Here is a 14,948-nt window from a genome sequence, read left to right as displayed (position 1 = left end):
AGGAGGTTTTTTATTTTCTAAATATTCATTCTATTAGAGAAACTGTTAACGAATACTACGTTTAGACCCTAATTTATGAATCCAGTTTCCGTAAATTGCTACCAGAATAAAACATAGCACCGGTAGCAAAAAGGAGAAATTCATCTCAGACAAGCCCAGTACGGTAATATCGTTAACTCCTACTCCACCCAGGTCTATAATCATTCCCTGAAGCTTAGGTAACAAAGCACCTCCCACAATAGCCATAACCAGACCGGCAGCACCTATTTTTGACTCCTCTTCTTTAAGCCCCTCTAAAGCAATACCATAAATTGTGGGGAACATTATAGATAAAAATAAAGATACCATTACCAGACTGTATAAACCGAAAGTTCCTTCTAATACGACAACACCAAGTGTGAATAAACCTCCTAAAGCCGAGAATATAAAAAGTAATCTACCCGAACTCATAAACTTAAGCATATAGGTCCCTAAGGCACGACCTACGGTAAATAAAATAAAGGCGACAAGTTGATAATTTGCTGCTGTAGAGCTGGCAATTCCTTTAGATTCTGCATACTGGTAAATGTATGTCCAGCACCCTATTTGCGCACCCATATATAATATTAAAGAAAGTACACCTAATGTATATTTCTTGTTTTTAAAAAGATTGGCAAAGGTATGTTTAACACTTGGTAATGCTCCTTCTCCTTTTGCCTGAGGCATTTTATTAACAGCAATTAAAATCAATATGGCTAAAACTACTAATCCTAAAATCACATACGGATTGCGTATGACCATCAGGTCTGCAGATTTAATCAACAGTTTCTGAGTTTCAGGCAACGCCGAAAAATTAGCTACATCATCAGACTGCAATAAATCTAAAACAAAGAATTTTGCGACCATAAGTCCGGCGATAAGCCCTACGGGATTAAAGGCCTGTGCTAGATTTAAACGACGTGTCGCTGTTGACGGATCACCCATCGCCAATATGTAAGGATTTGCTGTGGTCTCTAGAAAAGCAAGACCAAAAGTGAGAATGTAAAGTCCCAAACAAAAAAACCAGAATAATCCGGTTGTTGCAGCAGGATAAAATAATAAAGCACCCACAGCATAAAGTGTTAACCCTACCAAAACGCCAGACTTGTATGAAAATCTACGCACAAATAATGCGGCAGGAAGCGCCATACAAAAATACCCACCATAAAATGCCATTTGTACCCAGGCCGCCTGTGAGTTAGACAATTCTAAAACTTTTTTAAAGGCCTGTACCATAGGATCTGTAACTGCATTTGCAAAACCCCAAAGCGCAAAAAGTGAAGTCACTAAAATAAACGGAAGCATTAATTTTTTAGGTACTACGGGAATAGATACAGGTTTACTCATAAATAAAATTGGTTAAAAGCGTGAACACAGCTTGTAGATTAGTTAACTATAAATTAAAATCTGGTTGCAATAAAAATCGTTGTAGTAAATGCCAAGTTATTTACTAAGCAAAATAAAAGTAAAACTAACAAAGTAAACTAAAACGTTTTACTTTTTAAAACTAGCGTATTTAATTTAAAAATTAAAACGATTATTTTATTCTTTAGAATTAGTACTGAAAAACTTCGCAAGAGTATTTTTGAGTACATGAAACCGGCATAGTATGACACAAAAAAAACAATCTTAAAGATTGGTTTTTTTCTAATCTATACGTGTTACTCACTTACTTTTCTTCCTGAATATAAATATAATCTCGCAAATCAGATTGACGTAATCCTTCTATAAGTTGGGCAACGATACGCGCATTGAGTTGTGCACCTGCTATGTTGGTATGCGTATGATCATCGGGGAAAAATGCATCAACGCTATCCTTTCCAAGTTCTTCATACTTTAAAGCAACGGCTTCATTCAGGTCTAAAAAGTAACCGCCGGCTTGCGCAGCAGCTTCCTTAGCCCAACCCCCATAGCTTGTTACTGCACGATCCACTTTACCGTCAGACCAATCGTTGCGTGGAATCATACTGAGCACGATAGGTGTCGCTCCCGCTTCTTTGGTTTCTTTAATATATTGCTTCATATACCACCCGTAAGAATGTACCGTTTCAATGCCGCTGCTATCGCGTTGCACCTCCTGCGTTTCATCACCCATTCCTTTGATAGAACCACGGTATTTTGCTTTATCAATGTTTCCGCCGTCGTTATGACCAAACTGCATCAACACAAAATCCCCCGGCTGTAACTGTTCTTTAACGGCATCCCACAAGCCTTCATATCTAAAGGTGCGACTACTTCTACCGCCACGGGCTTTATTATAAATGGTCATTCGTGTTGTATCTACGTGTTGCTGTAGATAAACACCCCAACCGGTTTTTGTAGGCTGACCGTTATCTGCTACTGTAGAATCACCTATTAAAAATAGATTTCGCTTTCGCGGAAGGCTAATCTCAGGATTTTCAAGCAGGTAGTTTTTTAACGAATTATCGCTTTCAGCCAAACCTTCAGCAATTAACGAAGCGGCAAGCACCGCTCCTTTTGCCGAAGTATGGGTATGATCGCGTTTGTAAAACAGATGACCTGTAACCTGCTCTTCTCCTCTGACTTCCATTTCTGAAGCCATTTTATCATTGAGATTGATAAAGGTTACACCTTCTTCTTCAGCGATTTGTTGTGCCCAGCCGCCGTACGAATCTGAATTGCGCGGTACTTTTCCATTTTCCCAATCGTTGCGCGGTATGGGCGCCATAATTACCGGGATTGCGCCTTTAGACTTTGCTTCGGTTACCACTTTACGAATGTACCAGCCGTAGCTGTGCACCACTTCGTGCTCGCCGGTAAGCATATTGTCTATTTCTTCGGTTTCCTGACCGATGCCTTTTATAGTTCCACGAGCGCGTGAATCGTCATTTAGCGCCCCATTATCGTTATGCCCAAACTGAATCAACACATAATCTCCCGGTTGCAAACTGTCTAAAACCGGCTGCCACAATCCTTTAGATTGAAAGGTTCGGCTGCTCGTTCCGCCTAGTGCGTGGTTTTCTACACGCACTTGTGTAGTGTCTAAATACTGCCCAATAAAATCTCCCCAGCCCCAGAGTCCGCCATCCCCTTTTCCCTGTCCGTTTTTAACAGTAGAATCGCCCACGCAATATACCGTAGGCTTTTGTGCATTAGCCGTATCACATTGCACAAAAAAAATCGTCGCAATAAGCAAGCAAGTTAGTTTTACTATTTTCATAAGTCACTTAAATATATTGGGCGCAACCCAAAAGGGTCGGGCTTTTCGTTGCAATTCCATTTGCTCCTAAGGTCGCAATCCGGGATTTTCACTGCAATCCCTTGCGCGGGTCGTGTATGTAAATTCGTGTTTGTTATTCCTTATTAATAAATTCTAAATCAGATGTCTTAAATTCAATTAAGCCTTCAAAATCTAACAAATACAGGTTTTCCCTCTTCTTCTTTCTATTATTTTTCCTCTTTTCTCTCTATTCTTTTTTCTATTCTCTCTTCCTATTTCTGATCTCTAAAACCTAACGTCTCTCGTCTAAAATCTAATCCCTAAAATCAAACCACAACTTCATCGAGATTCCCTCATCGCCACTTTTAATACGAATGTTTGAAGGCTGACTGCTGGGTCCTTGTTGTTCTAAGGGTTTAAACGCACGCTGCCCGGGAACTTCATACAAGAAAGAGATATTCCCATCTGGAAACGAAGGCTGAAAGTGGCTGCCTTTAAAGCCCTTTTTGGCTTCTTCCGGTGTAAACAAACGCAGGAATAATTTATCGCTATCGCTAAAAACTTTAAAGCTGTTTTCCCCGGCTTGCAGGTTTCCGGCTAAGAAATTAGCGTAATAGCCTTTAAATTCAGGATATACCAGATTCTCAAAGCTTTCTCCGGTTATGGTGTTGTTGTATTCTTTTTCCCAAATTCCATACTCAATCCCCTGCTGGCGGTTACGCCATGTGTGATACGGTCCACGGCCAAAGAGTGTGATGCCCTCTACACCGGTTTCCGGGAAGTCAAACGTAATCCCAAATCTATCGATATCGCCTTCATAAAAAGCCCCGTCAAAACCGCTATTTCTTCCAGCATTTTTAAGTGCGACGAGTTCCATATGCACGCGGCCGTCTGCATACATCGTCCAGGTGATGTGGTCGATTCCGCCATTGTAATCAATACGGCAAACTGCATTTAGACCTTCCTGCGATAGGGTTACCTCTTCTACTTCGGCTTTCATCCCTATAGGTTTAGGGCCATTTAAAAACGGAATTGCTCTTTTCTTACTATTAATTTCGGTGATATAACCAGTCTTGGTGTTCAACTTCAACCTAACCTCAGCGCCTTTTAAAGTAACGATAGCATCGTCTTGAGTTGCTTTTGCAGCTTTTTTAGTTTCGGTTTGAAATACAAATTTATCTGCAAAATAATCGGCTTTATGAATGGCCCAGGTAAAGGTATAAATCTCACGCCCGTGTTGGTCTGTCGCTGTAATTTCTAGCCAGTCTCCTTTAAAGAAATCTTCAGCTACCGGCATCTTGATTTTTCGGGTTTCTCCCGGTTCTGCATTTGGTAATTCTATAGTTCCCGAATCTAAAATACGCGCAGCAGTTCCCGGCTCGTAAAATGTTTTCGCGTCAGCTTCCATTACGCGATACTGCATCGTAACCGTATTGAGATTTGAAAACAAATAGTCGTTGGTTACTAAGAAGCTTCCATCAAAAGTTTTGGTAATCGCTTTGGGTTTAAACTGTATGGGAGACCAAACTTCTTTTACGGTAAAAAAGCTGCCTTCTTTCTCGCGGTGCGGACCTAAAACGCCGTCTGCTGCCAGATTGCCTTTAGAATCAAATTGCTCATTACCCGTCCAATCGCTGCGCAATACCGCCTCATCACTAAATGCCCACATAAAACCACCGGCAAACAACGGACTTTTACTATAATGCTCCCAGAAATCCTTGAGGCCGGCACCTATACCATTATCGTAGGTACCGTGCATAAATTCGGTAGGGAAAAATACATTTTCACCACTTCCAAAACGGTGAACACCCGTTAAAAATGTTGGATAATGGTGCGTATCCCAACCGTCAAAATCAGACCACGGATGAATTACAATTCGGTTTTGCGGATCGTGTTTGGCAAAATCATCATCCAGTTCATAGTTCCAGCCGCCCTCATTGCCCTGATCCCAGATGATTATAGATGGATGATTTACATCACGATCTACTAGCTCTTTAATCAATTTTTCACCCGTTTTTGTCTCATACGGATTCTGCCAGCCTGCGAGTTCGTCAAGAACAAACAATCCCAGCGAATCTGCAACGTGAAGAAAATGATCATCTGGCGGATAGTGAAAACGCACCGCATTCATGTTCATGTCCTTAATTAAGTTTACATCCATCACACTTATGCGTTTGCTGGTACTGCGACCACCTTCCGGCCAAAAGCTGTGACGGTTGATCCCTTTCATTTTTATTTTAGTGCCATTTACATAAATCCCGTCTCGCTTTCTAAACTCGAGTGTTCTAAACCCGATGCGCTCGCTTACTTCATGTAAGGTTTGTCCGTTTTTCTGTAATTGCAGGGTTAATATGTATAAATTGGGGTTTTCGGGATCCCAGGTTTTAACGTTATTCCATTTTGCAGTGATAGTCTGTGTGGTATCGGTTTTATTGAGGTTAATGGTTTGTGATTCCAAATTAGATTCACCGCCTACTAATGCGATTGAAGCAACTACCTGCAGATTTTCAGAAGGGTTTAAAATATCTAAAACAGCCTTTAGGCTGCCGTCCATTTGCGCATCTACGGCAACATGCTTAATATGCGTTTTAGGATTGACTTCTAACCAAACGGGACGGTAAATTCCACCAAACAACCACCAGTCTGCTTTGCGTTCTGCGTTGTTTACACTTCCTATTTCAGAATGTTTCCAAACGTGAACTTCGAGTAAATTTTCTTCTCCAAATTTTAAATATTCAGTGATGTCGTATTCAAACTCATAAAAGCCACCGTGATGTTTAGGTCCTATCACTTTACCGTTTACTTTCACTTCGGTATCGGTCATTACCCCACCAAAATGAATCGTCACCTGTTTCGCTTTCGCGGAAGCGGGAACCTCAAAATTCAATTTATAAAACCCCTCTTCTTTGCTGGGTTCGTCCTGCTCCAATTCTTTATACCAGCGGCCATACGTATATTCTCCAAAACCTTCTAACTCCCATTGAGAAGGCACCTTTATTGTAGACCACTCTCCGCTATTATTGCCTGCAGAAACTTTGAACTCCCAGGTTTTAGGATGTTCAAAATCTATCCCTGAAAGCCAGATTTTATCGGTTTGCTGTCCAAAAGCAGCGATAACACTCAAAAGAAAAAGCGCAAAAATTAGGTGTATTTTTTTCATGATAATTTAGTTTCCGTCGGGTTTTAAAGCTTCAAATAAACTGCTGTAGGGTATGTTATACGATTGCGGCTCATGAGGTTGTGACGGATTGTATGGAGGTGTATTTACTGTAATATAGTGCTTGAGTGTAGAGGAGCTTTGGCGCAAACCAGATAACACGGCAAGCGCAATTTCGTTAGCGCCAAAATTGCTGAAATGTGTATTATCTTCTAATGCTTTAGACTGCCCGGGAAATGTATTTGCCGGATATTGTACAAAGGCTTTGCGCGAGCCTTCTGCTCCCCAGGCTTCATACATCTGCGTGGTAAATGCAGTTATATCTATTAGAGTAACCTTTTCGTTTTTGGCGACATTACGCATTGCGTCCGGGAAATCACCGTGTGTAGGCTTTAGTTGTTCACCTTCAAAAGCACGGCGTTGAGTAGGAGTGATTAAAATAGGAATCCCTCCTTTTTCTTTAATACGCGTAACAAAATCGGTAAGCAGATTGGTATACAAACCGTATGCACCGTTACCTTCGCCCTTTATTTTTTCGTCGTTATGCCCAAATTCGATTACTACATAATCATCCTTCTTCAGCATATGCAATACTTTATCTATCCTACTGCCTTTAAAAGAAGCCAATGATGCACCTGAAGAAGCCATATTGGCAACTGCAATATTTTCATCAAGGTAAGCTGTAATAAATTGTCCCCATGATGCCCAGGGCTCTAAATCCTGATTGGTAACTGTTGAATCGCCCACGAGAAACAGTGTTTTTAATCCCGTTACAGGCTCGATATGAATGCTTTTTATGGTACTATTTCCTAAGAACTCCAGCGTAAGTTTATCATCCCAATCAAGTTTTAAAAGTTCGCGATCTTTCAAACCTACACTATAGTCTGCAGTAATTTGAGGTTTAAATACGCTAACATTGAAAGATAGGCTTACTTCATCTGTTGTAGTTATTTTATGCTGCGGAATAAAAAGTCGTTTAGATTCGGCTTTTAAGGTAGTTTCGGTATCTAATCCGGAAACGGTTGCTGTTACTTTGTAAGTACCTTCAGGGACCTGTACCGAAAAATATACCGGAGCAGTGCTTGTAAATCCATTCTCAGTTGCTTGCACACGATAAGCGGTACCCAAATCAAAACCATAACCTGAGCCTTCAGAATAGGGTTGTATAGCGGTGACAGACTCTCCTAAACTTTCATTTTCAGTAGCAAAATTAAAATGAAAAGTGTCCTGTTCCTGAGACGAGAGCAGATTAACCGTGAGTCCCAATAGTATAAAAAGGCAGTTGCGTTTTCGCATAGCTGTTTTTTTGTTAGAAAAAAGTTATGTGAAAAATACAAAGAGGAATACGTTAGAGTATCCTGTACTGTTCTGAAATTAGACTATACCGAATTACGCTCTATGTACTTGAAGACGTTTTTAACTTTCTCTTTTTTGTTTTTAAGTATCATATAGGCTGCAGTCTCCCCCATTGCTTTAAAATCTGTACTAACAACGGTAATGCCTAAAAGCTCTTTTAAAGGCGTCTCGTTATACGAGATTACACCAATGTCTTTACCTAAAACCAGGTTACGGGCGCGCACCTGACGAAGCAAGTTTACGAGATCCATCTCTTCTATGGTGATGTAAACGTCTTTGCTTTCAAACTCCATATCCTCATAAATCTCATCAAGAATTTCAAATTCAAAATCAAATTTTTGACAAAAATACCGAAAGCCGTGAACGATACGTCTTGGGTATGGGTGAACACTTTTTGACGGGTAAACTAAAATTAGCCGATCGTATTTTTTCAGCCGGTCCATCCCCTCAATTAGAGCGTTATAAATATCTTCTTTAAAATCCTGATAGATTGAACCATAATTCCCTTTAATCTCAGGTTTAGTATTATCTACTACCAGCAATTGATCTTTAGGAATCATCTCAATAGCCTTAAGAACTTCTGGCGTAAAACTTACGTGATTGAGGTCTGTATCTTTAAAATGTGGCATAATCACATAGTAGTTATACGCACCTATATTTTTCTCAATTGCATTGATAAAAAGCGATTCTTCGCAGTGGTAAATACTTAAGTTCACGTGTGCATTTACACCGAGTGTATTTACAAAATGATTAAAAATAATCATCTTATACGAGCTGGGTTTGTTGATTAAAAAGAACACATTAATCTTAGAAATTAGTTCGGTTTTTGCGGTGTAATATCCCTTTCCTTTTACGGAAATTATAACCTTGCGCTCTTTTAAAATTTTATAGGCTTTTTCTACCGTATCTCTGCTTAAATACGCCGCTTCGCTCAGTTCGTTTATAGACGGAATTTTTTGCCCTACCTTCAATTTTCCTTTTGCGACATCGTCAATGATTGAGTCTACAATTTGTTTGTATTTAGGTATTCTTGAATCTTCATTGATTTTAATTTCAACAGTGCGGGCCATACAGTAGGGATAACTAATTTTATTAAGTATCTGTAAAACTAATCAAAAGATTAGCCATTAAAAACATTTATATAGCAGTACAGCACAGGATGCCCACCTAATTCAATACCTATAATTTTGAGTCAGATGCGTTAAACTTTACACAACGAAAATGGAAAAAACTTTTAGCCACGTTAATTATCTTTGGGATGAGCAAAAGGCAGCAGAATTAGGCGATGACCAGGTTGCACTTTTTTTATACCGCTCAAATATTCTGGGTGCAGATTTAAGAATAACAAATTATGGAGGTGGTAACACCAGCTGTAAAACCATAGAAAAAGATCCGCTTACAAACGAAGATGTTGAAGTGATGTGGGTTAAAGGTTCTGGTGGAGATATAGGTACGCTAACCAGACAGGGAATAGCAGGTTTGTACACCGAACGCCTTAGAAATCTAAAAAATGTGTATGGCGGTCTTGAAGATGAAGACCGTATGGTAGGGCTTTTCAACCATTGTATTTATGATCTGGATTCTAAAGCGCCATCAATTGACACACCCCTTCACGGACTTTTACCATTTAAACATATAGATCACCTGCATCCTGATGCACTCATCGCCATTGCCGCTGCAGAAGACAGCGAGCAGGTAACTAAAGACATCTGGGGAGATACCATGGGCTGGGTGCCGTGGCAACGACCCGGTTTTGACCTGGGGCTTCAGTTAGAGAAATGTCTTAATGACAACCCCGGAATACGCGGAATTGTTTTAGGTAGCCACGGTTTATTTACCTGGGGAGATACCTCTTACGAATGCTACATAAACAGTCTTGAAGTTATCGAAAAAGCTTCTGCATATATTGAGAAAAAAGTAGCTGAAAAAGGAAGCGTTTTTGGAGGTGAAAAAATTGCAAGTTTGCCAGCTGCAAAACGTAACGAACAAGCCGCTAAATTAATGCCACTTCTTAGAGGTCTTGCATCATCAGAAGACCGAATGATCGGCCATTTTACAGATAGTGATACTGTTCTACAATTTATAAACAGTAACGATCTAGAACGCCTGGCGCCTATGGGTACCTCGTGCCCAGATCACTTTTTACGTACTAAAATTCAGCCGTTAATTCTGAATCTGGATAAAGATGATAATCTGGACGATACCGATGCGGTACTGGCTAAACTTGAACCTTCGTTTGCACAATACCGCCAGGAATACAAAGACTATTACGAAAACTGCAAGCACGACAACAGCCCGGCAATGCGGGATCCTAACCCTGTGATTATTATTTATCCGGGTGTGGGGATGTTTAGCTTTGCTAAAAATAAACAGACAACGCGGGTTGCTAGCGAATTCTACATCAACGCGATCAATGTGATGCGCGGTGCAGAAGCGATTACAAGTTATACCTCATTACCCCGTCAGGAAGCTTTTGATATTGAATACTGGCTTCTTGAAGAAGCGAAGTTACAGCGTATGCCTAAAGAACAACCGCTTTCTCGTAAAGTAGCGATTGTAACCGGTGCCGCCGGTGGTATAGGTAAAGCAATTGCAGATAAGCTGGTTGCCGAAGGTGCCAATGTGGTGCTTACCGATATGAGTGAAGACGCGCTTAAAGAAGCCGTGGCGACTTACAAAAAAGATCAGGTTGCCGGTGCCGTGTGCGATGTGACCAACCAGGAAGCGATTGAAAAAGCCTATAAAGAAGCTTGCCTCGCATTTGGTGGGGTAGATATTGTTATACATTCTGCCGGACTTGCAATTTCTAAACCGTTGGAAGAGACCACTCAAAAAGACTGGGATATTTTACAAAACGTTCTGGTAAAAGGGCAGTTTCTAATGGCTCAGGAAGGTGTTGCGATTATGCGTAAGCAAGGCTTAGGCGGTGACATCGTAAATATTGCCAGTAAAAACGGACTGGTTTCAGGACCTAATAACGTGGCCTACGGAACAGCAAAAGCTGCACAACAACATATGACCCGTCTTCTTGCTGCCGAATTAGGTGGTGATAAAATACGTGTAAATACGGTAAATCCTGATGGCGTTATTGTAGGTAGTAAAATCTGGGAAGGTGCCTGGGCCGAAGGCCGCGCCAAAGCCTACGGGATTGAGGTTAAAGATTTACCGGCACATTACGCAAAACGTAATTTACTTAACGAGATCATCTTACCAGACGATATCGCAGATGGTGTTTTTGCCTGTGTAAGCGTTCTTCAGAAAAGTACCGGAAATACCATAAACGTAGATGGTGGTATGGCCAATGCTTTTGTACGTTAATTAAAAACTTATTGAAGTGGGTTAAAACTCTTAGATTCATTAAGATTCCGAGAGTTTTAACTAACTTCATTTTCAGAATTTTTTTCTTATGAAAATTAATAACCAACACGTAGAAGACCTCAACAAAACAGGTCTTTCTGATCATAAATCACACTTTGATTTTTTGGCTCAATCGTTGTCGAAAAATAAGGTAGATGTTACTGCAATTGTAAATAAGCTTGCCGAATTTCAGGTAGCTATCCCCAGCTGGGCTTTGGGTGCCGGCGGGACCCGCTTTGGAAGGTTTTCCTTTTCTGGCGAACCGGCTTCTTTAGAGCAAAAAATAGAAGATATTGGCTTAATTCACAGTCTTACGCAAACCGCGGGTGCGGTATCGCTGCATATTCCGTGGGATGTGCCTAACGATTACAATGCGATAAAAGAACTGGCCGCCATACACAAAATTAAATTTGATGCGGTAAACAGCAACACCTTTCAGGATCAAAAAAACCAGAAAGAATCGTACAAATACGGTTCGTTGAGCAACACCAGTGCAGCAGTACGCGAGCAGGCGATTGCCCACAATAAAGAGGTTATTGAAATCGGAAATAAGCTGGGATCAAAAAGTTTGACCGTTTGGTTGGCAGATGGTTCTTCGTTTCCGGGACAAAATAACTTTCAGACCGCACTCACCCATACACAAAACAGCCTGATTTCCATCTACGAAGATATGCCGATGGATTGGAAACTGTTTATTGAGTATAAACCCTACGAACCTAATTTCTACAGTACGGTGATTCAAGATTGGGGGACCTCGCTGATGCTTGCCAATGGTTGCGGGGAACGAGCCTATACCTTAGTAGATCTAGGACATCATTTACCCAATACGAATATTGAGCAGATTGTTTCCATCTTAATGCTGAAAGGCAAACTGGGCGGTTTCCACTTTAATGATAGCAAATATGGGGATGATGATATCACCGTGGGAAGTATAAAACCCTACGCCCTATTCCTTATTTTTAACGAGTTGGTTTACGGGATGCAAAACAACCCAAACAATCCCGAACTGGGTTGGATGATCGATGCGAGTCACAATGTAAAAGATCCGTTAGAAGATTTAATACAGTCTCTTGAAGCCATTCAGGAAGCCTATGCAAAAGCTCTTTTAATCGATCAGGATGCACTTAGAGCGGCTCAGGAAGCTAATGATGTTACACTTTGTCAGGAAATCATTCAGGGAGCGTACCGCACAGATGTACGCCCACTGGTTCGCCAGGCACGGGTACAGGCAGGCGGAGTTATCAATCCTATTGATGCTTACCGCAAATTGGATGTGCGTGGTCAATTGATCAAAGAACGTGGTAAAAACACGATCGCTACAGGACTTTAATCTGGAAACACGCATTTAATGAAGCAAACAGTTACGGCAGTATTTGATATTGGTAAAACAAATAAAAAGTTTTTTCTTTTTGATTCTGAATTTCAGGAGGTGTACCGCGAGTACATTCAGTTTGACGAAATTTCAGATGAAGATGGGCATCCTACCGAAGATCTTTCCGCTTTGCGCGAATGGTTAAAAACGGTGTTTGACCGCATTCTAAAAACCGAAAAATTTGATATCAAAGCCATTAACTTTTCTTCATACGGCGCCAGTTTGGTACATCTCGATGAGAACCGCGATGTGATTTTTCCGCTGTATAATTATACTAAAGCGATTCCTACCGAAATTATAGATTCGTTTTACGAAAAATACGGACCTGAAGAAATTTTTCATCAGAAAACAGGTTCGTCAAGTTCAGGCATGCTCAATGCCGGGATGCAATTGTATTGGTTAAAAAACACCAAACCCGAAGTCTTTAAAAAAATTCGATATTCGCTGCACCTTCCGCAGTATTTAAGCTTTGTTTTTACAGGAATCCCGTTAAGCGAATACACCAGTATAGGCTGCCATACTTCGCTTTGGGATTTTGAAAAGCGCGATTACCACGACTGGGTATATGCCGAACAGCTCGACCAGATCTTACCTCCTATCGTTTCCACCGAAACGAGTATCAATATGAACTATAACGGGAAGCGTATTAAGATTGGCGTAGGTATTCACGACAGTTCGGCTGCATTGCTGCCCTATGTGCGCAGTCTTAAAAAACAATTTATTTTGATTTCTACGGGAACCTGGAGTATTGCTTTAAATCCGTTTGTAGAAAACGAACTCAGCAAAGCAGATGTTGCCAAAGATTGCATCAATTATATGCGTATTAACGGTAAACCCGTAAAATCTGCACGCCTCTTTTTAGGCAATGAATACAGCATACAGGTTAAAAAACTAACCGAACATTATGGGGTAGATAAAGACTACCACAAAACGGTAAAATTTAATCCTGAAATTCACTACGAACTCGTAAAAGAGTTTGAAAAAATCTTTCATTGGGAGTCTCTTGAAGATCCTGAGATGCCGCCAAAAACAGTGCTTAGATTCACTTCTTTTGAAGACGCCTACCACCAGTTAATGATGGAGCTGGTACGCTTACAGGTTAAAAGTATACAGACGGCAAAAGGTGATATGACGATCGAAAAACTTTTTGTTGACGGTGGTTTTAGCGATAACGACCTATACATTCACCTGCTTTCGCATCATTTTAGAACGATGGAACTCCGCACCACAGATTCTTCTTTAGGCTCTGCATTAGGAGCGGCAATTTGCATCTCTGACACCCAACTGAATTCAAAATTTTTAAAGAAAAATTACTCGATGAAAAAACACATTCCGTTCATCGCTAAATAAATACTATGGCCAACGCTTTTAACACTGCCTATCCTTCTGTTGACGATTTACGTACCAAAGCAAAAAGCCGCGTCCCGGCATTTGCTTTTGAATATCTTGATGGCGGTTGCAACGAAGATGTAAGTATCAAACGCAACACTTCAGAGATACGCGATGTACAATTACAGCCGCGGTATTTAAACAATTACGGTCAAAGTTCTACCAAAACCAAAGTTTTGGGGATGGAATTTGATGCGCCTTTTGGGATTGCACCCGTAGGTCTGCAAGGCTTAATGTGGCCCAACTCGCCTGCTATTTTGGCAAAAGCCGCTCACCAGCACAATGTGCCTTTTATTCTGAGTACGGTAACCACGATGGATATCGAGAAAGCCAGCGAACTTACCGAAGGCAATGCCTGGTTTCAGCTGTACAACCCTGTGGAAGATGCGGTACGCAATGATATTATAGACCGTGCAGAAGCCGCCGGTTGCCCCGTTCTCGTGCTGCTGTGCGATGTGCCTACCTTTGGCTTTCGACCCAGAGATTTTAAAAACGGATTGGCGCTTCCGCCTAAAATGTCGGTACGCAACATTATGCAAATTCTGGGGAAACCTACCTGGGCGTACAATACCCTTAAATACGGGCAGCCTACTTTTGAAAATCTAAAACCCTATACCCCCGAAGGTTTAAACCTAAAACAACTGGGCGCCTTTATGGACCGTACCTTTTCAGGAAAACTCAACGAAGAAAAAATAAAACCCATCCGCGATCGCTGGAAGGGCAAACTCGTGCTTAAAGGCGTTGCTTCGTTAGAAGATACTGCTGCTGCCATACGTATGGGTTTTGACGGCATTATCGTTTCTAACCACGGCGGGCGCCAACTCGACGCGGCACAATCTACGATCAATTCACTTAAAGAAATCGCCGCGACTTATGGCGATCAGATTGAAGTGATGATGGACAGCGGTTTACGCTCGGGCCCAGATATTGCCCGTGCAATGGCTTGTGGAGCCAAATTTACCTTTATGGGTCGCTCGTTTATGTACGGCTGTGGCGCTTTGGGCAACAAAGGCGGCGATCACACCATTGGGATGCTCAAAACCCAGTTTAAGCAAGTGATGGATCAGTTGGTTTGCGAGCGCGTAGAAGATTTACCAAAACATTTAATAACAACCTAG

The 14,948-nt window shown here is 41.2% G+C and carries 9 protein-coding genes; 4 read left to right on the top strand and 5 right to left on the bottom strand.

Features of this window, described 5'->3' with window-relative positions:
- Positions 1-45 precede the first annotated feature (45 nt).
- The 5 genes from fucP to P164_RS00565 form a co-directional block, all read right to left on the bottom strand.
- The gene (gene fucP / locus P164_RS00585; protein WP_028374546.1) at positions 46-1,365 is read right to left on the bottom strand and encodes an L-fucose:H+ symporter permease; all 1,320 of its coding nucleotides are present in this window, start codon (positions 1,363-1,365) and stop codon (positions 46-48) included.
- Between the two features lie 322 nt (positions 1,366-1,687).
- Positions 1,688-3,199, bottom strand: coding sequence for a rhamnogalacturonan acetylesterase (locus P164_RS00580; protein ID WP_028374545.1), 1,512 nt, complete (start codon positions 3,197-3,199; stop codon positions 1,688-1,690).
- Positions 3,200-3,512: 313 nt separating this feature from the next.
- A complete protein-coding gene (locus P164_RS00575; protein WP_028374544.1) occupies positions 3,513-6,359 on the bottom strand; it encodes a glycoside hydrolase family 2 TIM barrel-domain containing protein in 2,847 nt (948 codons plus the stop codon).
- Between the two features lie 6 nt (positions 6,360-6,365).
- Positions 6,366-7,652, bottom strand: coding sequence for a rhamnogalacturonan acetylesterase (locus P164_RS00570; RefSeq protein ID WP_028374543.1), 1,287 nt, complete (start codon positions 7,650-7,652; stop codon positions 6,366-6,368).
- Positions 7,653-7,735: 83 nt separating this feature from the next.
- On the bottom strand, positions 7,736-8,782 hold the full coding sequence (locus P164_RS00565; protein WP_028374542.1) for a GntR family transcriptional regulator: 1,047 nt from the start codon (positions 8,780-8,782) through the stop codon (positions 7,736-7,738).
- Positions 8,783-8,933: 151 nt separating this feature from the next.
- Between P164_RS00565 and P164_RS00560 the strand changes: the two genes are divergently transcribed.
- From P164_RS00560 to P164_RS00545, 4 genes are all read left to right on the top strand, one after another.
- Complete coding sequence (locus P164_RS00560) at positions 8,934-11,030, top strand: bifunctional rhamnulose-1-phosphate aldolase/short-chain dehydrogenase (RefSeq protein WP_028374541.1); 2,097 nt, start codon at positions 8,934-8,936, stop codon at positions 11,028-11,030.
- An 88-nt stretch (positions 11,031-11,118) separates the two neighbouring features.
- Positions 11,119-12,399, top strand: coding sequence for a sugar isomerase (locus P164_RS00555; RefSeq protein ID WP_028374540.1), 1,281 nt, complete (start codon positions 11,119-11,121; stop codon positions 12,397-12,399).
- Between the two features lie 18 nt (positions 12,400-12,417).
- On the top strand, positions 12,418-13,791 hold the full coding sequence (locus P164_RS00550; protein ID WP_028374539.1) for an FGGY-family carbohydrate kinase: 1,374 nt from the start codon (positions 12,418-12,420) through the stop codon (positions 13,789-13,791).
- A gap of 5 nt (positions 13,792-13,796) precedes the next feature.
- A complete protein-coding gene (locus P164_RS00545; protein ID WP_028374538.1) occupies positions 13,797-14,948 on the top strand; it encodes an alpha-hydroxy acid oxidase in 1,152 nt (383 codons plus the stop codon).

It is taken from the genome of Leeuwenhoekiella sp. MAR_2009_132 (genome assembly GCF_000687915.1).
Classification (GTDB): domain Bacteria; phylum Bacteroidota; class Bacteroidia; order Flavobacteriales; family Flavobacteriaceae; genus Leeuwenhoekiella.
Note: the sequence above shows the minus strand (reverse complement) of the source record. Positions and strands in the feature narration are given on the sequence as shown.

Coding starts and splice junctions, on each gene's coding strand:
- fucP (WP_028374546.1), bottom strand. CDS start 1,365: ATGAGTAAACCTGTATCTATTCCCGTAGTACCTAAAAAATTAATGCTT.
- P164_RS00580 (WP_028374545.1), bottom strand. CDS start 3,199: ATGAAAATAGTAAAACTAACTTGCTTGCTTATTGCGACGATTTTTTTT.
- P164_RS00575 (WP_028374544.1), bottom strand. CDS start 6,359: ATGAAAAAAATACACCTAATTTTTGCGCTTTTTCTTTTGAGTGTTATC.
- P164_RS00570 (WP_028374543.1), bottom strand. CDS start 7,652: ATGCGAAAACGCAACTGCCTTTTTATACTATTGGGACTCACGGTTAAT.
- P164_RS00565 (WP_028374542.1), bottom strand. CDS start 8,782: ATGGCCCGCACTGTTGAAATTAAAATCAATGAAGATTCAAGAATACCT.
- P164_RS00560 (WP_028374541.1), top strand. CDS start 8,934: ATGGAAAAAACTTTTAGCCACGTTAATTATCTTTGGGATGAGCAAAAG.
- P164_RS00555 (WP_028374540.1), top strand. CDS start 11,119: ATGAAAATTAATAACCAACACGTAGAAGACCTCAACAAAACAGGTCTT.
- P164_RS00550 (WP_028374539.1), top strand. CDS start 12,418: ATGAAGCAAACAGTTACGGCAGTATTTGATATTGGTAAAACAAATAAA.
- P164_RS00545 (WP_028374538.1), top strand. CDS start 13,797: ATGGCCAACGCTTTTAACACTGCCTATCCTTCTGTTGACGATTTACGT.